Annotated in this window: 18 protein-coding genes; 10 read left to right on the top strand and 8 right to left on the bottom strand. The window is 67.9% G+C overall.

Annotation, left to right across the window (positions count from 1 at the left end):
- Genes PARHAE_RS15070 through ligD form a run of 5 tightly spaced genes read left to right on the top strand, consistent with a single transcriptional unit; the run spans window position 1 to window position 8,887 of the window.
- Window positions 1–2,094, top strand: coding sequence for a glycosyltransferase (locus PARHAE_RS15070; protein WP_206436981.1), 2,094 nt, complete (start codon window positions 1–3; stop codon window positions 2,092–2,094).
- Entirely contained in the window at window positions 2,084–3,178 is a 1,095-nt protein-coding gene (locus PARHAE_RS21420) for a zinc-binding dehydrogenase (protein WP_206436980.1), read from the top strand. The genes PARHAE_RS15070 and PARHAE_RS21420 overlap by 11 nt, the downstream gene beginning before the upstream one ends.
- On the top strand, window positions 3,175–5,451 hold the full coding sequence (locus tag PARHAE_RS15065) for a glycosyltransferase family 4 protein (protein ID WP_126155402.1): 2,277 nt from the start codon (window positions 3,175–3,177) through the stop codon (window positions 5,449–5,451). Before PARHAE_RS21420 ends, PARHAE_RS15065 begins: the two co-directional genes overlap by 4 nt.
- Before the next feature lie 58 nt (window positions 5,452–5,509).
- Window positions 5,510–6,382 carry a non-homologous end joining protein Ku gene (gene ku, locus PARHAE_RS15060; protein ID WP_126155401.1) on the top strand — a complete coding sequence of 291 codons (873 nt, stop codon included), beginning with the start codon at window positions 5,510–5,512 and terminating at the stop codon, window positions 6,380–6,382.
- Between the two features lie 3 nt (window positions 6,383–6,385).
- Window positions 6,386–8,887 carry a DNA ligase D gene (ligD, locus tag PARHAE_RS15055; RefSeq protein WP_126155400.1) on the top strand — a complete coding sequence of 834 codons (2,502 nt, stop codon included), beginning with the start codon at window positions 6,386–6,388 and terminating at the stop codon, window positions 8,885–8,887.
- Between the two features lie 38 nt (window positions 8,888–8,925).
- Here ligD and ku (PARHAE_RS15050) read toward each other — a convergent pair whose 3' ends face one another.
- Genes ku (PARHAE_RS15050) through PARHAE_RS15040 form a run of 3 tightly spaced genes read right to left on the bottom strand, consistent with a single transcriptional unit; the run spans window position 8,926 to window position 11,218 of the window.
- On the bottom strand, window positions 8,926–9,726 hold the full coding sequence (ku, locus tag PARHAE_RS15050) for a non-homologous end joining protein Ku (protein WP_126155399.1): 801 nt from the start codon (window positions 9,724–9,726) through the stop codon (window positions 8,926–8,928).
- Window positions 9,727–9,781: 55 nt separating this feature from the next.
- Window positions 9,782–10,705 carry an NAD(P)/FAD-dependent oxidoreductase gene (locus tag PARHAE_RS15045; protein WP_126155398.1) on the bottom strand — a complete coding sequence of 308 codons (924 nt, stop codon included), beginning with the start codon at window positions 10,703–10,705 and terminating at the stop codon, window positions 9,782–9,784.
- Window positions 10,706–10,708: 3 nt separating this feature from the next.
- The gene (locus PARHAE_RS15040; RefSeq protein WP_126155397.1) at window positions 10,709–11,218 is read right to left on the bottom strand and encodes a ferritin-like domain-containing protein; all 510 of its coding nucleotides are present in this window, start codon (window positions 11,216–11,218) and stop codon (window positions 10,709–10,711) included.
- Between the two features lie 178 nt (window positions 11,219–11,396).
- On the opposite strand from PARHAE_RS15040, the gene PARHAE_RS15035 reads away from it, so the two are divergent.
- Window positions 11,397–11,585, top strand: a complete 189-nt coding sequence (locus PARHAE_RS15035; RefSeq protein ID WP_126155396.1) for a DUF3606 domain-containing protein — start codon at window positions 11,397–11,399, stop codon at window positions 11,583–11,585.
- A gap of 106 nt (window positions 11,586–11,691) precedes the next feature.
- The gene (locus tag PARHAE_RS15030) at window positions 11,692–12,750 is read left to right on the top strand and encodes an IS110 family RNA-guided transposase (protein WP_126155395.1); all 1,059 of its coding nucleotides are present in this window, start codon (window positions 11,692–11,694) and stop codon (window positions 12,748–12,750) included.
- Between the two features lie 415 nt (window positions 12,751–13,165).
- Here the strand turns inward: PARHAE_RS15030 and PARHAE_RS15020 are convergent, their stop codons facing one another.
- The 5 genes from PARHAE_RS15020 to PARHAE_RS15000 form a co-directional block, all read right to left on the bottom strand.
- Window positions 13,166–13,612, bottom strand: coding sequence for a DUF421 domain-containing protein (locus PARHAE_RS15020; RefSeq protein WP_126155394.1), 447 nt, complete (start codon window positions 13,610–13,612; stop codon window positions 13,166–13,168).
- 11 nt (window positions 13,613–13,623) lie between these two features.
- On the bottom strand, window positions 13,624–14,139 hold the full coding sequence (locus PARHAE_RS15015; protein WP_126155393.1) for a hypothetical protein: 516 nt from the start codon (window positions 14,137–14,139) through the stop codon (window positions 13,624–13,626).
- Window positions 14,140–14,240: 101 nt separating this feature from the next.
- A complete protein-coding gene (locus PARHAE_RS15010; protein ID WP_126155392.1) occupies window positions 14,241–14,438 on the bottom strand; it encodes a hypothetical protein in 198 nt (65 codons plus the stop codon).
- A complete protein-coding gene (locus PARHAE_RS15005; RefSeq protein ID WP_126155391.1) occupies window positions 14,431–15,639 on the bottom strand; it encodes a zinc-dependent alcohol dehydrogenase in 1,209 nt (402 codons plus the stop codon). Before PARHAE_RS15005 ends, PARHAE_RS15010 begins: the two co-directional genes overlap by 8 nt.
- Window positions 15,639–16,259 (bottom strand): SRPBCC family protein, encoded by a 621-nt coding sequence (locus PARHAE_RS15000; protein ID WP_126155390.1) that lies wholly within the window; start codon window positions 16,257–16,259, stop codon window positions 15,639–15,641. The genes PARHAE_RS15005 and PARHAE_RS15000 overlap by 1 nt, the downstream gene beginning before the upstream one ends.
- A 333-nt stretch (window positions 16,260–16,592) precedes the next feature.
- On the opposite strand from PARHAE_RS15000, the gene PARHAE_RS14995 reads away from it, so the two are divergent.
- The 3 genes from PARHAE_RS14995 to PARHAE_RS14985 all read left to right on the top strand — a co-directional run bounded on the left by PARHAE_RS14995 (window position 16,593) and on the right by PARHAE_RS14985 (window position 18,636).
- Window positions 16,593–17,033, top strand: a complete 441-nt coding sequence (locus tag PARHAE_RS14995) for an Rrf2 family transcriptional regulator (RefSeq protein ID WP_126155389.1) — start codon at window positions 16,593–16,595, stop codon at window positions 17,031–17,033.
- A 93-nt stretch (window positions 17,034–17,126) separates the two neighbouring features.
- The gene (gene hmpA, locus PARHAE_RS14990; protein WP_126155388.1) at window positions 17,127–18,317 is read left to right on the top strand and encodes an NO-inducible flavohemoprotein; all 1,191 of its coding nucleotides are present in this window, start codon (window positions 17,127–17,129) and stop codon (window positions 18,315–18,317) included.
- Between the two features lie 16 nt (window positions 18,318–18,333).
- A complete protein-coding gene (locus PARHAE_RS14985) occupies window positions 18,334–18,636 on the top strand; it encodes a DUF6522 family protein (RefSeq protein WP_241232838.1) in 303 nt (100 codons plus the stop codon).
- The last annotated feature ends 38 nt before the right edge of the window (window positions 18,637–18,674 follow it).

Here is an 18,674-nt window from a genome sequence, read left to right as displayed (position 1 = left end):
ATGCGCTGCCTGCTGCTGACCGACAGTCCTGAACCTTCGGGCCTTGGCGAACACATGCTGACCCTGGCCGCGAGCCTGCCGCCCGGCATGGCCTTCCTGGGGTTTCCCGACCATCCGGCGGGCCGCGCCCTTGCAGCGCGGGCGGCGGATCGCGGCGTTCTGGCGCAGGTCTTCGATCCGCGGGATGCCGGGCCGATGATCGCGGCATCACCGGCCCGGATCGTGCATATCCATGCGGGCATCGGCTGGGAAGGCCACGACCTTGTCGCCGCCGCCGCGCAGGCGGGCAGGGCGGTGATCCGCACCGAACACCTGCCCTGGCTTCTGACCGATGGGGGCCAGATCGACGCCTATGCCCAGGCCAGCCGCGACCTGGATGCGGTCATCGCCGTGTCCCAGGCGGCGGGCCGGGGCTGGCGGGCGGCGCTTGACGGGATGGCGCGGGCCGACCTGCCGGTCCATGCCGTGCCGAACGGAACCGCCCCGCCCCCCGTCCCTTACCAGGGCGGCGACGGGATGCGGCTGTTATGCGTGGGCCGCTTCGCCCCGCAAAAGCTGCACCGCACCCTGCTGGTCGCCCTGGCCCGGCTGCATCGGCGGGGCATTCCCGCGCGGCTGGATCTGGCCGGTCCCGAACCGGGCGATCCCTGCCTGACCCGCTGGGCCGCGCGCCTGGGCCTGGGCGACAGCCTGGCTATCCTGGGACGGCGCGACGACGTGGCCGCGCTGATGGCGGCGTCCGATCTGCTGGTCCTGCCCTCGGGCTTCGAGGGGCTGCCGCTGGTCCTGCTGGAGGCCATGTCCATCGGCCTGCCGGTGGTCGCCACCGATGTCCCCGGATCGGCCGAGGCCCTGGGTCCAGACCATCCCTGGCTGGTTCCGCCGCGCCGGTCGCGGCCGCTGGCCGATGCGGTGGCGCAGGCGCTGACCGACCGGCCGGGCCGCGAGGCGGTGGCGCGGGGCGGGCGCGACCGCTGGACCCGGCATTTCACCGCCGCCCGCATGGCGGCCGATACGATGCAGGTTTACCGCCGCGTGCTGCGGCAGCGAAACGAGGACGGAATGACCAAGACAAGACTGGGCTTCATCGGCGCGGGCGGCATCGCCCATCGCCATTTCGGCGTCCTGCGAACCATGGAGGACGTGCATATCGCCGCCCTGTGCGACCCCGACCGGGACCGCGCGGCCCAGGCGGCGCGCGATACCGGCGCGGTGGCCTATGCCGATCACGACGCGATGCTGGCGGCCGAGGATCTGGACGCCGTGTTCATCTGCGTGCCGCCCTTCGCCCATGGCGCGCCGGAACGGGCCTGCATCGACAAGGGCCTGCCGTTCTTCGTGGAAAAGCCGATCTCTCTGGACGTGGCGCTGGCCCAGGACATCGCCGCCCAGGTCGAGGCCGCGGGCCTGATCACCGCCGTCGGATACCACTGGCGCTATCTGGACACCATGGACGAGGCGCGCGGCCACCTGGCCCGGAACGCGCCGCATCTGATCCAGGGCTTCTGGCTGGACCAGACGCCGCCTCCGCAATGGTGGTGGCATGACGACAAAAGCGGCGGGCAGGTGGTCGAACAGGCCACCCATGTGATCGACGCCGCGCGCTTTCTGGCGGGCGACGTGACCGAGGTCTTCGCCATGTCCGCCCGCCGCGACCGCGACGATTTCGCCGGGCTGACCGTGCCCACCGCCACCGCCGCCACGCTGCGTTTCGCCAGCGGGGCCATCGCCAACCTGTCGGCCACCTGCCTGCTGCGCTGGAACCACCGCGTCGGCCTGCATGTCTTCGCCGACGGCATGGCCCTGGAAATCAGCGACCACGACCTGATGGTCGACGTGGGCCAGGGCCGCCCCCTGCGCCCTGCCCAGGGCGATCCCGTCTGGCGCGAGGACCGCGATTTCATCGAGGCCGTGCAGGGGCGCGAGAACCGCATCCGCTGCCCTTACGGCGAAGCCTTGATCACCCATCGCGTGGCGCTTGCGGTCGCCCAATCCGCCCGCGACGGCGCCCTTGTGAAGATGGAGGGGCTGCGGGCTGACCCGCAGCCGATCTTTCGTCAAGCCTCTGCGCAAAGCCCCGACCATGCCGCATGAGCATCGCCATATCCGGTCCCTGGGCATCGAACGTCCTCATGAGCCTTATTTCTTCGGCTATGACGAAGGGCCGGCGGGCGACGGGCAGGTGCGGCTGGAGCTGCTGTATACCGGCCTGTCGGCGGGGACCGAGCTGACCTTCCTGAAGGGCACCAACCCCTATCTGCACAGCCGCTGGGACGACGGTCGGGGGTTGTTCATCCCCGGAGAGCCGTCCGCGCATTTCCCCGTCAATTTCCTGGGTTACATGGAATCCGCCCGCGTCATCGACGCCCGCGCGCCGGGATTCGCGCCCGGCGACGTGGTCGCCACCACCTTCGGCCACAAGACCGGCCACACGGCCGATCCGGCCCATGATCTGCTGCTGACGCTGCCCGACGGCATGGATCCGATCCTGGGCATCTTCGTGGCGCAGATGGGACCGATCGCGGCCAACGGCCTGCTGCACGCCGATGCCGACCAGTTCGGCGCGGCGGTCCCGTTTCTGGGCGCGGGGGTGCAGGGCCGTCCGGTGCTGGTCTGGGGCGGCGGCACCGTGGGGCTGTTCTGCGCGCTGTTCGCCCGGCAGGCGGGGGCTTCGGAAATCGTCGTCGTGGACCCCTCGCCCTTCCGGCAGGACATCGCCCGCCGCATGGCCTTCACCGCCCTGGCCGAGGACGACGCGGTGCGCCACGCGAAGACCTGGCACCACAAGGTCGGCGGGCGGGGCGCGGAATACGTCTTCCAGACCCGCGCCCGGTCCGACAGCCTGCACCGCTGCCTGCAAGCCCTGCGCCCGCAGGGCACGGTGATCGATCTGGCCTTCTATCAGGGCGGCCTGGACGGCGCGCGGCTGGGAGAGGAGTTCCACCACAACGGGTTGTCGATCCGCTGCGCGCAGATCAACCGGATGCCGCGCCCGGTGGCCCATGCCTGGGACCAGCGGCGGCTGGCGCAGGAAACCCTGCGCCTGCTGGGGGCCGAGGGCGATCTGATCCGGCAGCACATGATCACCCATGTGGTGCCCTATGACCAGGCCCCGGATTTCCTGCGCCGCCTGGTCGCCGAGCGTCCCGATTTCCTGCAAGTCGTGTTCCAGACATGAGCGCGGACGACACCCTCGCCTGGGGCGTCATCCCGCCCGAGGTCTTTCCGCAGCCGCATGACGGCCACGACCTGATCCGCATCACCTTCGTGATGGCCTGGCTGGTCGTCGGCGGCGAAGAAACCGAGATCCGCCTGCTGGCCCGCAACCTGCCGCGCGACCGGTACCGCATCACCGTCATTCCCTGCTTCCGGAAAGAGGGGATGCCGGACCAGACCCATGACCAGCTTGCCGAACTGGGCGTGCAGGTCGATACCACCCCCTATGGCTTGGGGTTCGAGGAGACCGTGGACTATCTGCGTCGCAGGCTGGCGGGGGCGGATGTGGTGGTGTCCTGCCAGAACGTCGCCGACATCTATCCGACGCTGGAACGCATGGCGCTGCGCCCGCCGCTGATCGAACATGGCGGGCTGGTCTCCGAGGCCCTGGCCGGGCCGAAGCATTTCACCGCCCGCTATGTCGGCGTCTGCGACAGCATCCGCGCGGCGGCGGCATCGAAGATGCCCGACCGGACGGGGGATGCGCTGGAAATCCCCTCGATGGTGGATCTGGACGAGTTCCGCCCTGAGGCCCGCGCCCCGATGCGCGCGGCGCTTGGCGTGGCGCCGGACGAGATCCTGATCGGCTGGGTCGGCCGCCTGGACCGCAAAAAGCATGTCGAGGATTTCATCGCCGCCGCCCTGCGCATCCGCGATCCCCGCGCGCGTTTCGTCGTGGTGGGTGGGCCCGACGCCTTCATGCCCGATTATGCCGACGACCTGCGCCGCATGGCCGAACCGCTGGGCCAGCGCATCATCTTCACCGGCAACCGCAAGGACGTGCCGGACCTGCTGGCGGCGATGGACATCTTCTGCTGGCTGTCGCGCGGCGAAGGGATGCCTCATGTCATCGCCGAGGCCGGTGCGGCGGGCCTGCCGGTCATCGCCACCCCGGACAACGGCGCCTTGCAGCAGATCGCTGACGGGTCCAGCGGCCTGTTCGTCCCGCATGAGGATCCCGCCGCCGTGGCCGATGCCATGCTGCGCCTGCTGGACGACGCGCCCCTGCGCGGGCGGCTGGGAGCGGCGCTGCGGGCGCATGTCCACGCCACCTATTCCGCCGCCGTGGTGGTGCCGCAATGGCGGACGCTTTTCGACGCGGTGCTGGCCGAACGCCCCGCCGCGCCGCCGCCCGAAACCTTTGACAGCTTCGTCCTGGGCGGGTGGGAGGCATCGACTCACCGTTTGCGCAACGGGCGCAGGCTGGACGTGATCGCCTCGGTCGGGCATGACAGCCATGCCGCGCAGGATTACCGGCAATTGGCGAGCCTGGGCATCCGCGCCTGCCGCGACGGCGCCCGCTGGCACCTGATCGAGACCGCGCCCGGCCGCTACGATTTCGCCAGCCTGACGCCGATGATGCAGGCCGCTCGCGACACCGGCACGCAGGTCGTCTGGGATCTGCTGCATTACGGCTGGCCCGACGACCTGGACATCTGGACCCCCGCCTTCGTGGACCGCTTCGCGCGCTTTGCCCGCGCGGTGGCCATCCATCACCGCGACCTGACCGATGCCGTGCCCTTCTGGTGCCCGGTGAACGAGATCAGCTTCTTCGCCTGGGCGGGGGGCGACGCGCAATACCTGAACCCCTTTGCCGCAGGCCGGGGATACGAGCTGAAATGCCAGCTTGCCCGCGCCTCGATCGCCGCGATGCACGAACTGCGCGCTGTCGATCCGCGCGCCCGCTTCGTTCATGCCGAACCCCTGCTGGCGATCCATCACGATCCCCATAACGGCCGCCCCCTGTGGGAGGCGCAAGGCTATCACGACGCGCAGTTCCAGGCGTTCGAGCTGATCTCGGGCCGGATGTGGCCGCAGCTTGGCGGCGATCCGTCCTTCCTGGATATCGTCGGCGTCAATTACTATTGGAACAACCAGTGGATCCACGGAGGCCCGCCCATCGACATGGACCATCCCTGGTATCGCCCGCTGTCCGACCTGCTGGTCGAGGTCGCGGCCCGCTATGACCGGCCCCTGATGATCGCGGAAACCGGAACCGAGGGCGCGCGTCGTCCCTCTTGGTTCGCCTATGTCCGCGATCAGGTGGCGCGGGCGCGCAGGCGCGGCGCGCGGGTCGAGGGGATTTGCCTTTATCCCATCGCCGACCATCCCGGCTGGGACGACGACCGGCTGTGCCCGAACGGCCTTCTGGGCCACGATCCCCGACGCGGCCCGCGCAGGGTCGAACCGGGCCTGGCGCTGGAACTTGCCCTGCGCCATGTCGGGCTGGGCTAGGGAACCCCGGCGCAAGGGTGGCCGTTTCCCCTTCCGATCATCAGAGCGGGGACGGACCATGGCGGCCAGGGCGAACTGGAAGGGCTTCCTCAGGGTCGGAGAGGTCGGCTGCCAGGTGGCGCTTTACACGGCGGCCTCGACATCGGACCGGATCGCGTTCCACACGCTGAACCGCAAGACCGGCCACCGGCTGCGCCGCGTCTTCGTGGACAGCGACACCGGCAAGCCGGTGGACCGCGACGATCAGGTGAAAGGATACGAAATCGCATCGGGCGATTACGTCGTGCTGGATCCCGATGAGGTCGCGGCGGCGGTTCCCGACAGCGACAAGACCCTGTCCGTCAGCGCCTTCATCGGCTGCGACGACATCGACGACCTGTATTTCGACAAGCCTTATTACCTGCTGCCTTCCGGCAAGGGCGCGGCCGAAGCCTTCGCCCTGATCCGCGAGGGGATGCGCGGCAAGAAGGTCGCGGCCCTGGCCCAGACGGTGCTGTTCCGCCGCGTCCGCACGGTGCTGATCCGCGCCCATGACGCCGGGCTGATCGCCACCACGCTGAACTTCGACTATGAGGTCCGCGACCCCGACGAGGTTTTCGCGGATATCCCAGACCTGCGCATCAAGGGCGAGATGCTGGATCTGGCCCAGCACATCATCAAGACCAAGCGCGGCACCTTCGACCCCAAGGATTTCGACGACCGCTACGAAGCCGCCCTGGCCGATCTGGTCAAGGCCAAGATGGAAGGCAGGACGATCCAGCCCCGGCGCGAAGCCAAGCCCGAGGCCGCGGGCGATCTGATGGCCGCGCTGCGCGAAAGCGCGGGCATGGCCACGCGAAAGCCCGCGCGCCGGTCCTCGGCCTCGGCCAAGCCGCGCGGGGGCGGCCGCAAGACCCCGGCGCGCGGCTCGGGCAGCAAGAAGGCGGGCTAGGCGATGGCGGGCACATCGGGGGCCGGGCTGGCGACCTATAACGACAAGCGCGACTTCACCAAGACGGCCGAGCCGCGCGGGCGCAAGGCGAAGAAGGCCGGCCATTCCTTCGTGATCCAGAAGCACGCCGCGACCCGGCTGCATTACGATCTGCGGCTGGAAATGGACGGGGTGCTGAAAAGCTGGGCCGTGACCAAGGGGCCAAGCCTGGTCGCGGGCGAAAAACGCCTGGCCGTGCATGTCGAGGATCATCCGCTGGATTACGGCACCTTCGAAGGCACCATCCCCAAGGGCAATTACGGCGCGGGGGCGGTGATCGTCTGGGATCGCGGCACATGGGTTCCCGTGGACGGCGATTACGCCAAGGGCAAGCTGGAGTTCGAGTTGCGGGGCCAGAAACTGTCGGGCCGCTGGCATCTGGTCCGAATGCGCGGCAAGCGCGGCGAGACGCGCGAGAACTGGCTGCTGATCAAGGCCGAGGACGACGCCGCCCGCCCCGCCGACGCGCCCGACATCCTGACGGAACGCCCGGAATCGCTGAAGACCGGCCGCACGGTCGAAGAGGTCGCGGAAGGCGCCGACGAAACGCCGAAGCCTGCCAGGCCCAAGGCGGCGTCCCGCGTCCGCAAGGACGCCGCCATCCCCCGCGCGAAAAAGGCGCCGATGCCCGATTTCGTCGAACCCGCGCTTGCCGCCCTGCGGCCCGCGCCGCCCACCGGGGCGAAATGGCTGCACGAGGTGAAATTCGACGGCTATCGCCTGCAAGCGCGGCTGGAGGGCCAGCAGGTGCGCCTGCTGACGCGCAGCGGGCTGGACTGGACCGATCGCTTCGGGGCCGAGGTCACGGATGCCCTGCGCGCCTTGCCCGCCGAAGCCTTCATCATCGACGGCGAACTGGTGGTCGAGGCGGGGGCAGGGGCCTCGGATTTTTCGGCCTTGCAGGCGGATCTGTCGGAAGGGCGCAATGAGCGATTCGTCTTCTATGCCTTCGACCTGCTGTATCTGAACGGCCAGGACTTGCGCGCGGCCCCGTTGCTTGCCCGCAAGCAGGCGTTGGAGGATCTGGTCGGGTCTCGGCCGGGCCGGGTGCGATACAGCGGCCATTTCGGCGAGGCCGGGGCCATGGTTCTGCGCCATGCCTGCCGTCTCAGCCTGGAGGGGATCATTTCCAAGGAAGCCGACGCCCCCTATCGGTCGGGGCGCGGCAAGACCTGGATCAAGTCGAAATGTTCGGCACGGCAGGAACTCGTGGTGGCGGGCTATGTGCCGTCCACGACCTCGGACAAGCTGGTCGGATCGCTGGCCCTGGGCGTTTTCGATGACGGCAGGCTGGACTATGTGGGCAGGGTCGGCACCGGATTTTCCGCCGCCGTGGCGCGGAATCTGCGCGACCGGCTGGACGGGATGCGCATCGACGACAGCCCCTTCGCGGACAAGCTGGCGGCGGATGCTGCGCGGGGGGTCCGCTTCGTGCGCCCCGAACTGGTGGCCGAGGTCGAATTCCGCGCCTGGACCGCCGACGGAATGCTGCGCCATGCCTCGTTCCGGGGGCTGCGCGAGGACAAGCCCGCCGCCGAGGTCGTGCGCGAGAACGGCCCCGCCAAGCCCGCGCCCCAGGCGCCCAGGCGCCGGGTGACGCTGACCCATCCCGACCGGATCTATTGGCCGGACGAAGGCATCACCAAGGAAGGGCTGGCCGACTACTATGCCCAGGTCTGGCCCCGGATCGCGCCCTTCATCGTCGGGCGGCCGCTGGCCCTGCTGCGCTGCCCCAGCGGCATCGACGGGCAGAAATTCTTTCAGAAGCACGCCTGGAAGGGGATCAGCAAGCATATCGCCCTGGTCAAGGATCCCAAGGCCAAGGGGGAAGAACCGATGGTCGCCATCAACGACCTGGACGGGCTGATGGCCCTTGTCCAGTCGGCGGTGCTGGAAATCCATCCCTGGGGCAGCACCGTCGCCGACTGGGACCGTCCCGACACGATCACCATGGACCTGGATCCGGGCGAAGGCGTGGCCTGGGACGCCGTAATCGCCGGCGCGCAAGAGGTGCGGCAGCGCCTGACCGACGCGGGGCTGGCGGCCTTCGTCAAGACATCGGGCGGCAAGGGTCTGCATGTGGTCGCGCCCCTGGTGCCCAAGGCCGACTGGCCCGCCGTCAAGACCTTCGCCAAGGAGCTGGCCGACGCGATGGCGGTGGATGCGCCCGGCGCCTATGTCTCGACCATCGCCAAGGCCAAGCGCAAGGGACGGATCCTGATCGACTATCTGCGCAATCAGCGCGGCATGACGGCTGTGGCGGCCTATTCCACCCGCGCCCGCCCCGGTGCCGCCGTGTCCATGCCCGTCGCGTGGGAGGAACTGGACCAGATCGCGCCGGATTATTTCACCGTGATCAACACCCCGGCCCGGCTGGATGCCCTGACCCGCGACCCGTGGGAGGATTTCCGCCCCGCCGCCGCACCCTTGCAGGCAAAGCCCGCCGCCAAGGGCCGCAAGCGGTGACTGTTCTTCTTTGCTGGCTTTGGCGCGGCCCGGCGTCCTCAGCGCCCGCGCCCTTCGGCCTGGATGCTTTTCTTCAGGGCGGCCATGATGTCGATGACATTGTCCTGCGCCTCGGGCTTGGCGGCCTTGGGCTTTGACGCGCGCTTGCGGCCCTTTTTCTTGGCGGCGATGATGTCCAGAAGACGGTCCTGCACCGGGTCGTTCACCATCCCGGGATCCCAAGAGGTCGTGCGTTCGTCGATCAGCTTGCGCACCAGGGTCAGCAGCTTGGCTTCTGGCTTGCCGCCGGGCAGGCCGTCGAAATACTCGCTTTCGTCGCGCACCTCGTCGCCGTAACGCAGGGTCCACAGAACGATCCCCTTGCCGCGCGGCTTCAGCATCACCGCGCGTTCGCGCCGATACATCACCACCCGAGAGATGCCCACCGTGCCAGTCGCCTGCATCGCGTCGCGGATCACCGCGAAGGCCTCTTGCCCCACCTCGTCGCCCGGCAGCAGGAAATGCGGGCGGTCGTACCAGACCCAGCCGATCGAATGGTCGGGCACGAACATGTCGATGTCGATGGTGCGGGTGCTGTCCAGGGCCACCGCGTCGATCTCGGCATCCTCCAGCATGACGTAATCGTCCTCGCCCCGCTGATAGCCCTTGACCTCGTCCTGTTCGCGGACCGGCTTTTCGGTGACGGAATCCAGATACTGGCTGACGACGCGGTTGCCGGTATCGGCGTTCAGGGTGTGGAAGCGGACCTTCTCGCCCTCGGTCGTGGCGGGCAGCAGGGTCACGGGGCAGGTGACCAGCGACAGCTTCAGATAGCCTTTCCAGAAGGTGCGCGGTGCCATGACGGAAACTCCTTGCCACGGGACCAAACGGCAGGGGCGGGGCTTTGTTCCCGCGTCAGAGGCTGTCGGGAACGCACCGGTTTTCCGCCAGCCGCAACAGGCTGTGGATGCGGGTGGCGGCGATTTCCCCCTGCGCCATCGCGACCGCGATCTGGTTCAGCCCGGTCACGACATCCCCCGCCGCGAAGACGGCGGGCACCGAGGTTTCCTGGTTCATGTCGGTCAGGATGCGGCCGTCCTCGGCCAGATCGACGCCCAGGGCGGCGGCCAGATCGTTGCGCGGATCGTTTCCCAGGCCCGAATACAGCGCGGCGAACCGACGCGGCGCCGCGCCCCGGAAGCGGACACCCACGCCGTCGCGGCCGAAATCCCAATCCTCGACCGGATCGCGGACGATCCGCACCCCGGCATCGGCCAGCTTGCCCATGATCCTGCCGGACAGATCCAGATCCGCGCCCAAGGTCAGCAGGCTGATGTCGGCGGTGTATTGGCGCAGAAACAGCGCTTCGCCCGCCGCGCAATGCGCGGTGCCGATCACGGCGACCGGCTGGCCGGTCAGTTCATAGGCGTCGCAGACCGGGCATTGCCGGATCAGCCCGTCGCGGACATGATCGCGGGCCTGCGCGATGGGCGGCAGCCGGTCCCGGATGCCGGTCGCCAGGATCAGGTGCGAGGCGGCTATGTCCCGGCCCGCCGCGATGCGGAACCCGCTGCCACTGCGGGCGATCCCCGTGACCCTTGCCGCCAGGGTGGCCGCAGTGAAATTGTCCAACTGTTCGCGCATCCGGGCCAGCAGGTCGTCGCCGTGGATGCCGTCGGGAAAGCCCGGATGGTTGCGCGACCGGGGGATCAGCGATGCGCGGCTGTCCCCCGCGTCGATCAGGATGGCCCGGCGGCGGAACCGGGCCAGATAGATCGCCGCCGTCAGCCCAGCGGGGCCTCCGCCGACGATGGCGCAGTCAAAGGCATCCGCCGGCATGGCTCAGATATCGGCGCGCTGATCGCTGCCCGACAGGACGATGTATTGGCGCACCACCTCGGGCAGCCCGTCGTGGATCTGCGAGGCCATCGCCACTTCCTCGTCCAGGTTCTGTTTCAGCAGGGGAACGGCGTGGGACAGGTTCGCCTGTTCGGCGGCGGTGATCAGCGCGGTATAGGCCGCGATCTCGAAATTCTCGAAGGCGAAATTCGCCAGCGAGTTCTTCAGGATCTCGTCGCTGGCCATGCTGTGGGTCAGGGCCGCCATCGACCCGCCCAGCGACAGCATCGTGTCCTTCAACCCTGACGAGGATTCGTCCAGGTTTTCGAAGATCTGGTCCAGGCGCTGGATCTGCCCCTCGGTTTCGCGGATATGACGTTCCAGCAGCGCGGAAACCTGCGGATAATGTTCCAGCCGGTTCAGTTGCGGCTGCATGATCGAAAGGGCCTGTTTTTCCATGGCATGCGCGTTGCGCAGGCCGTCGATGAATACTTCATGGGCAGCGTCTGTCATGGTCTTGGTTCCTTCGTGAATGCGGCTGGATGGCAGCCCCCGTAAGCCAGAAGAACCCGTCCCCGCCGCATCCGTTCCAGGACAGGGCATGAATAAAGGCTAATTCCCCCAGGGCGGCTGAAACGGAACGCCGGCCCCGGCGTTGGCCCTGTTGCAGAAAGCCGGGTAGGAGGAAGCGATGGCCACCGAACGCAAGGATCACGGCCGCGCCCAGGATCGCCGCAAGGTCGCTGGCGGGCAGGATCACGAGGTCCGCTATGAAGCCGACAAGATGGACGTGTCCAAGGACAAGGTGCGCGAGGCGATCAAGTCCGAGGGCAACAGCCGCGCCCAAGTCGAACGCAAGCTGAAGGATCAGCTGGGGTAACTGTTTCTGTTCTCGTCGCGTGTGGAGAAAGCGCCTCTTGCCATACCGTGAACGGTGATCTGACCGGCTCGTGCCGGTCCACCAGCAACCGGAATGGAGAGAGACGATGGAGTACTTTGCAGGACTTGATGTTTCCCTTGAGATGACGAGCATCTGCATCGTGGATGCTGATGGGGTTGTGATGAAGGAAGCGAAGGTTGCTTCCGAACCCGACGATCTCGTCGCATTCTTCGAGCAATGCGGCATGGCGATGAAGCGGATCGGCCTTGAAGCAGGGGCGTCGTCGCAATGGCTTTACGGCGGCATGGCCGAAGCCGGTTTGCCGGTTGTGTGTATTGAGACGCGGCATGCGAAGGCGGCGCTGTCGGCCATGCCGAACAAGACCGACCGCAACGATGCGCGCGGGATCGCCAACATCATGCGCACCGGCTGGTTCCGCGCCGTGCATGTGAAGACGCAGACCGCGCAGGAACTGCGCTTCCTGCTGGTGGCCAGGCAGACGCTGGTTCGCAAGCTGATGGATATCGAGCTGGCAATCAGAGGTATGCTGCGCAGCTTCGGCCGGAAGATGGGCGTGGTGTCCAAACGCAACTTCGAGGCGCGCGTTCTGGAGCTGGCCGGCGACCGCACGATGCTGATGCGGGCGCTCAATCCGATGCTGACTGCGAGGCGTGCCCTGGCTCTCGAATACGCCAACCTGCAAAAGGTGGCGATGGACTTCGCCCGTGACGACGACGTGTGCCGCCGGTTGATGACCGTTCCCGGCGTCGGCCCGATCGTTGCGCTGACCTATCGCGCGACGATCGACGTGCCATCCCGGTTCCGGCGCTCCAAGTCTGTCGGCGCGCATCTGGGACTGACACCGCGCACCTGGCAGTCCGGAGAGGTCGCCCGGAACGGACGCGTGTCCAAGAGCGGCGACGTGATGGCCCGGGCGGCGCTCTACGAGGCCGCACACATCCTGCTGACCCGCGTGAAGCGCTGGTCGTCGCTCAAGGCGTGGGGCATGCGGCTGGTGAAGAACCGGGGACACAAGCGCGCTGTCACCGCTCTTGCTCGACGCATGTCCGTGCTGATGCATCGTATCTGGGTCGAGGGAACCGTCTTCATCTGGAAGACGGGCGATGGCCAGGTCGCGGCCCCCGCCGCAGTTGCCGGAGCATGAGATTGCCTGTCGGTCATCCGCATCGTGGGAGGCTGACATAGGCTGAGAGATCCGCTGCGGCGGAGAGATGTCCCCCGAGGGGACGAGGGTTCGGGTGAGACCGTCCAGACTCTTGTCCGCATCGCCATCTGCGACTGCGAAGACGCGAGTTAGCTTGGCCGCCCGACCTTCCGATCCCTGCTTGTGGCGATCCTGATATCGACCACGGAAAGAAGCGTGAGCCGCTCGGGGTGATGTCGATGATCCGCTCATGGCGTGTCCTCCGGCTTGATGCCTGGGACCCACGGAAGACGGACAGATCGGGATGACTCTTTCGCTACTTGTTGCGAACGCCCAGGAACATTGGCAAGATGATCGCGGGTGGCACCGGGCGCGTACTTCACACCCACAGAAACAGTTAAAGAAGGGTCCGGCATCACGGATCCTTGGGAATGATGCTGATGCCGCCGCTGACCTCCAGCACGGCGGCGTCGATATCGGCCAGGGATTTCAGCCCGTGCTGTTCACGGGCCGATTCCAGCACGTCCTCGATGCTGACGCGGGCGCGGCGCATCGCTTCCCGGTTGATCTCGCCTTGGCTGATCAGCACCGTGGGGCTGCCGTCCAGCAGGGATTCCACCCGCGGAGACCGCCCCTTCAGCCAGGCCAGCACCACGTCCGTCGCGAACAGCGTCAGGATCAGCACCACCGCGTTGCTGATCGAGAAATCGTCGCCCAGCAGCGCCTGCTGCGTCGTCTCGGCGATGATCAGAAGCAGCACGAAATCGAAGGGCGTCATCTGCGCCATGGTGCGACGGCCCGACAGCCGGGTCGCGATCAGCAGGACGATATAGATGGAGACGCCGCGAATGACCGAATCCATGATGTGCTCCGTTACGGCAGGACAAGAAGAGAGACCGGGCGCGTTTCCCCGCCGATGGCGATGTCGAAGCGGGTCCAGCCGAAATGCGTCGCGCGGACATCGACCTTGACCTGATGGGGCGGGGCGCCCGTGGCGGCAAAGCGCATCGCCTGCGCGCCGGGCAGCAAGGGGTTCTGGTCCGGCTCGGGCTGGATACGCTCGATGGCGAAGCGGTCGAAGAAGGGCTGGGTGATGATGACCTCGTGGCTGTCGCCAGGTCCGTGGAAGGTGATGGACAGGTCGTCCGATCCCTCCCATCGCGACACGCGGGGAATTTCGACCGTGGCATCCGCAAAGGCGATGGTCTGCTTGTGGAACACCCCGCCGCTGCCGGTCAGCCCCAGGACCGCCACCAGCATGACGGCGCCGAACCCCCACCAGGCAACCCGCTGCATCCGCCAGTAACGCCGCTGACGGCCGCGATGTTCGTCAAGCTGCAATCCGTCCGGGCGCACCGAAGGTATCGCCAACCCTGTATCCTGATCCATGGCAAGGCCCCTCCAACCGCTTGCTTATGAAAGCGAAAGGCGGCAGAGGGGGTTCCGGTTCCCGCGTGGTCAGGAACGGACGCGCCGGGGCGCCCTGTCCGTCACGACAAGGCCCAGACCGCGCCCAGGACGATCAGCAGCACCAGGGCCAGCGGCCAGATCAGCACCTGCCAGGCCAGCCTGCTGCGGACGGGTTCGGTGGCGCGATAGTAATCGGTATCGGCGGGTTCGCCCGCGGCCCCGGCGGATCTGTCCACGGGTCCGGCCTCGGTCGTCTTGTCGCCGTCTTTCTCAGCCATGGTCCCCTCCTTGCGCGGGGCCGGACGCGGCGCCCGGCGTCATCACCACCTTGGTCCATTCGTTCTGCTTGCCGTGGAAATTCCGGTAACCCGTCGGCGCATCCTCCAGCGACAGCCGGTGAGAGATCAGGAAGGTGGTGTCGATTTCGCCTTCCAGGATGCGGTGCAGCAACTCGCGGGTGTATTTCTGCACATGGGTCTGGCCGGTGCGGACTTGCAGGCCCTTTTCCATCAGCGCGCCCATCGGGAACTTGTCGGCCATGCCGCCATAGACGCCCGGGATCGAGACGCGCCCGCCCTTTCTGACCGCCATCAGCGCCATCCGCAGCGCGTGGATGTTGTCGGCGCCGACGCCGATCTTCTGCTTCACGGCGTCCATGATCCTGTCGGGGGCGAAGCCGTGGCTTTCCATGCCCACCGCGTCGATCACCGCGTCCGGGCCGATGCCGCCGGTCATCTCCATCAGCGCCTCGAGCACATGGGTCTGGGTATAGTCGATGACCTTCGCGCCCAGGCCGCGCGCCAGATCCAGCCGTCCGGGATAATGGTCGATGGCGATCACCTGATGCGCGCCCATCAGCAGCGCCGACTGGATCGCGAACAGCCCGACCGGCCCGCAGCCCCAGACGGCCACGGTATCGCCGGGCTGGATGTCGCAGTTCTCGGCCGCCATCCAGCCGGTGGGCAGGATGTCGGACAGAAACAGCACCTGTTCGTCGGGGATGCCGTCCGGGATCACGATGGGACCGACATCGGAAAACGGCACCCGAACATATTCGGCCTGACCGCCCGGATAGCCGCCGGTCATGTGGGAATAGCCGAACAGCCCGCTGACGGCATGGCCGTACAGCAGTTCCGACGCCTCTTGCTTTTCGACCGGGTTCGAGTTGTCGCAGGCGGAAAACTGGCCCTGCCCGCAGAAGAAGCAGGCCCCGCAAGAGATGGTGAAGGGCACCACCACCCGGTCGCCCTTCTTCAGCGTGGATTTCGGGCCGGTTTCCACGACCCGGCCCATGAATTCGTGCCCCAGGATGTCGCCCGGTTGCAGGCCGGGGATCACCGCGTCGTAGAGATGCAGGTCCGATCCGCAGATCGCGGTGGCCGTCACCTCGATGATCGCATCGCGGGGATTGACGATCTGCGGGTCGGGAACCGTGTCGACGCGAACGTCATGCTTGCCGTGCCAGGTCAGTGCGCGCATCAGTCGTCCCCCTTGCGATTGGCCGAGGTGGCGATCTCGCCGGTTTCCAGAAGCATCTTCAGCCGTTTCAGATCCTGCTTGCCGCGAATCGCCGGATCGGTGCCGCGCAGCATCGCCGCCCAATGCCCGACGATGCCGCCCTGCGGGCGCCAGGCGACATGCGCCTCGACCTCGGTCCCGCGCCCGGCGGGGGCGTCGCGCAACTGCACCTTGGCCTCGATCTGGATGTCGGCGCCCTCTGCGGAGCGCCAGGCCAGGGCCTCGTCGGGGCGTTCCTCGACCAGGCGGGTCTCGACCGGGAAGCGGCCGTCGGGGGACTGGACGACCCAGGTCACGCTGTCGCCGCTGACCTGGACCGCCGCCAGCCCCTCCATGAAGTCGGTCAGGCGGTTCGGGTCGCGCCACATCTGGAAGATGCGGCTGCGCGGCGCGTCGATCGTGACGGTGCGCCCGGCGACCTGATAGCCGCCGAAATGGGACCGCCGCGCGGTGCGGCCAGGGGCGCTGTCGGGCGGGCGCCGGGGCGCGGATTTCATCGCGGCGCCGACAGCCAGTCCCGCACCGATCGACAGCGCAAGGACGGTGGCCGCAACGGGCAGGCCGGAAGAGCGACGGGGCATTCGGGGCCTCCTGCAATATGCGGGCGCCTGTTCCGGCGGCCGCAGGGATGGTGGGCGCGGCGTGTCGGGGCACCCATGGGCCGCAGCGACGCCGGTCAGGTCATGGATCCCGCCGCCCGGCAGGGTGCGGCATGTCCACACGCGGGAACACGACCGTTTCCGGGACCAGGGATGCGACAGGGAAACCCCACCGGGGGCGTTACGTTCCCCTGGTGCGTCGGAACAAAGGTTAATCGGTGGTCAAGCTGCGGCCGGGACTGATTCCCGCGCGCCGCGCCGCGCGGCCGCATTGCGCCGTATACAGGCCGGGCGGCTGCTTCTATTCTGGCCGGCATGAAACTGTCCCGCTATACCGACTATGCCCTGCGCGTGCTGATCTATCTGGCAGGCCGGGATCAGGGGTTGGCCTCGATCCGGCAGATCGCGCAGGCCTATGCGATCTCGCACAACCACCTGATGAAGATCGTCCAGGATTTGGGCCATGCCGGTTTCGTGGAAACCGTGCGCGGGCGCGGTGGCGGGCTGCGGCTGGCCCGCCCGGCCTCGGCCATCGTGATCGGCGACGTGGTGCGCCATACCGAGGATCTGGGCGATCTGGTCGATTGCAGCACCTGCCGGATCGCCGTGGCCTGCGGCCTGCCCCCGGTCCTGGCCGAGGCGAGCCTGGCCTTCCTGGCGGTGCTGGACCGCTATCGGCTCAGCGATGTCGTCGCCCGGCCCGAGGTTTTTCGCGGCCTGTTCCAGGATCTTCCCGACGCGGCAGGCTTGGCCTGACCGCGACATATTCCCGCAGGCCGGATAACATGCTTTTGCAATGCATCTTTTCAGAGATATACATTCCTCAGGATACATCTTCAGGAGATTCCCATGCCCCGCGCCCTGTCGGACCAGACCATTGCCCTTGTGAAAGCGACGGTGCCCGCGCTGGAACGGCATGGTCCCGCGATCACCGAGGTGATGTATCGCCGCCTGTTCCGCAACGGCCACATCGCCGCCCTGTTCAACCATGCCAACCAGCAAAGCGGCACCCAGCGGCTGGCGCTGGCTCAGGCGGTGCTGGCCTATGCGCGCAATGTCGACAACCTGCCCGCCCTGGGCGCGGCCGTCGAACGGATCGCCCAGAAGCATGTCGGCTATGCCATCCTGCCCGAACATTACCCCTTTGTCGCCGAGGCCCTGCTGGGCGCCATCGGCGAAGTGCTGGGCGAAGCCGCGACCCCCGAGATCCTGCAAGCCTGGGGCGAGGCCTTCTGGTTCCTGGCCGACCTGCTGATCGACCGCGAGGCCGCGATCCGCGACGGCATCATCGCGCAGCCCGGCGGCTGGACCGACTGGCGCCGCTTCGTGATCGCCGACCGGCAGGTCGAGGCCGAGGGGATCGCATCCTTCCTGCTGCGCCCCCAGGATGGCGGCCCGGTCGTGCCGCACCGTCCCGGCCAGTATCTGACCCTGCGCTTCGACGCGGCGGGGCTTGCGGGGGTAAAGCGCAACTATTCCATTTCGGACGCGCCGAATGCGGAAGGCTATCGGATCACCGTCAAGCGCGAACCCCAGGGCGAGGCCTCGCGCTTTCTGCATGATCGGGTCCAGGTCGGCACCGTGATCGAGGCCACGCCGCCCGCAGGCGATTTCAGCCTGGCCGACAGTCCCGAACGGCCGTTGCTGCTGCTGTCGGGCGGGGTCGGGCTGACCCCCTTCGTCAGCATGATGGAGGTGGTGGCCGACCGCCACCGCGACCTGCCGGTCTATTACGTCCACGGGACCAGCAGCCCCGCCCATCACGCCCTGGACGCGCAGGTGCGCAAGGCCGCCGCGCGCCACGGCAACGTGCTGGTCGAGACCTTCTACGAGACCGGCGCCGAGGACAGGGCCAATCCCGGCCGGATCACCATGAACTGGCTGCGGGCGAACACCCCCCTGGCCGAGGCAGACATCTATCTGTGCGGTCCCCGGCCGTTCCTGCGCCATTTCGTCACCGGCCTGCGCGAGGCGGGCGTCCCGGCGGACCGCATCCATTACGAGTTCTTCGGCCCCTCCGACGAACAGCTGGCTGCCTAGGCGGGGGGCGGCGGTCATGACGGCATCCGTCCCGCGCATGACGGTCGGCTTCGACGGCGATCAGCCGGTCGTCGACGCGGCCGCCATCGCGCCGCTGCTGGGTCTTGATGTCCCGACCTTTCAGGACCGGATGCGGTCGGGGCGGATCAGGACCATGATCGAACGGGGCGAGGCCGACGACGCGGGCAAGCTGCGCCTGACCTTCCAGACATCCGACTGGCGGGTCCGGCTGACCTGCGCGGGCGACGGCTCGGTGCTGACGCTGACGCGCGCGCAGATGGGCGCGCCCGGCCGCGATGCGGGGCCGTCGCCGGCGTAAACCCGGACCCACGCCCCGCGCACCACTCTGCGATGGCC

The organism is Paracoccus haematequi, from assembly GCF_900631945.1.
Lineage (GTDB): Bacteria > Pseudomonadota > Alphaproteobacteria > Rhodobacterales > Rhodobacteraceae > Paracoccus > Paracoccus haematequi_A.
This window is presented reverse-complemented; position numbering and strand designations above follow the sequence as displayed.

Bases quoted from the DNA above. Each gene is read 5' to 3' on its own strand.
- PARHAE_RS15070 (WP_206436981.1), top strand. From the start codon at position 1: ATGCGCTGCCTGCTGCTGACCGACAGTCCTGAACCTTCGGGCCTTGGC.
- PARHAE_RS21420 (WP_206436980.1), top strand. From the start codon at position 2,084: ATGCCGCATGAGCATCGCCATATCCGGTCCCTGGGCATCGAACGTCCT.
- PARHAE_RS15065 (WP_126155402.1), top strand. From the start codon at position 3,175: ATGAGCGCGGACGACACCCTCGCCTGGGGCGTCATCCCGCCCGAGGTC.
- ku (WP_126155401.1), top strand. From the start codon at position 5,510: ATGGCGGCCAGGGCGAACTGGAAGGGCTTCCTCAGGGTCGGAGAGGTC.
- ligD (WP_126155400.1), top strand. From the start codon at position 6,386: ATGGCGGGCACATCGGGGGCCGGGCTGGCGACCTATAACGACAAGCGC.
- ku (WP_126155399.1), bottom strand. From the start codon at position 9,726: ATGGCACCGCGCACCTTCTGGAAAGGCTATCTGAAGCTGTCGCTGGTC.
- PARHAE_RS15045 (WP_126155398.1), bottom strand. From the start codon at position 10,705: ATGCCGGCGGATGCCTTTGACTGCGCCATCGTCGGCGGAGGCCCCGCT.
- PARHAE_RS15040 (WP_126155397.1), bottom strand. From the start codon at position 11,218: ATGACAGACGCTGCCCATGAAGTATTCATCGACGGCCTGCGCAACGCG.
- PARHAE_RS15035 (WP_126155396.1), top strand. From the start codon at position 11,397: ATGGCCACCGAACGCAAGGATCACGGCCGCGCCCAGGATCGCCGCAAG.
- PARHAE_RS15030 (WP_126155395.1), top strand. From the start codon at position 11,692: ATGGAGTACTTTGCAGGACTTGATGTTTCCCTTGAGATGACGAGCATC.
- PARHAE_RS15020 (WP_126155394.1), bottom strand. From the start codon at position 13,612: ATGGATTCGGTCATTCGCGGCGTCTCCATCTATATCGTCCTGCTGATC.
- PARHAE_RS15015 (WP_126155393.1), bottom strand. From the start codon at position 14,139: ATGGATCAGGATACAGGGTTGGCGATACCTTCGGTGCGCCCGGACGGA.
- PARHAE_RS15010 (WP_126155392.1), bottom strand. From the start codon at position 14,438: ATGGCTGAGAAAGACGGCGACAAGACGACCGAGGCCGGACCCGTGGAC.
- PARHAE_RS15005 (WP_126155391.1), bottom strand. From the start codon at position 15,639: ATGCGCGCACTGACCTGGCACGGCAAGCATGACGTTCGCGTCGACACG.
- PARHAE_RS15000 (WP_126155390.1), bottom strand. From the start codon at position 16,259: ATGCCCCGTCGCTCTTCCGGCCTGCCCGTTGCGGCCACCGTCCTTGCG.
- PARHAE_RS14995 (WP_126155389.1), top strand. From the start codon at position 16,593: ATGAAACTGTCCCGCTATACCGACTATGCCCTGCGCGTGCTGATCTAT.
- hmpA (WP_126155388.1), top strand. From the start codon at position 17,127: ATGCCCCGCGCCCTGTCGGACCAGACCATTGCCCTTGTGAAAGCGACG.
- PARHAE_RS14985 (WP_241232838.1), top strand. From the start codon at position 18,334: ATGACGGCATCCGTCCCGCGCATGACGGTCGGCTTCGACGGCGATCAG.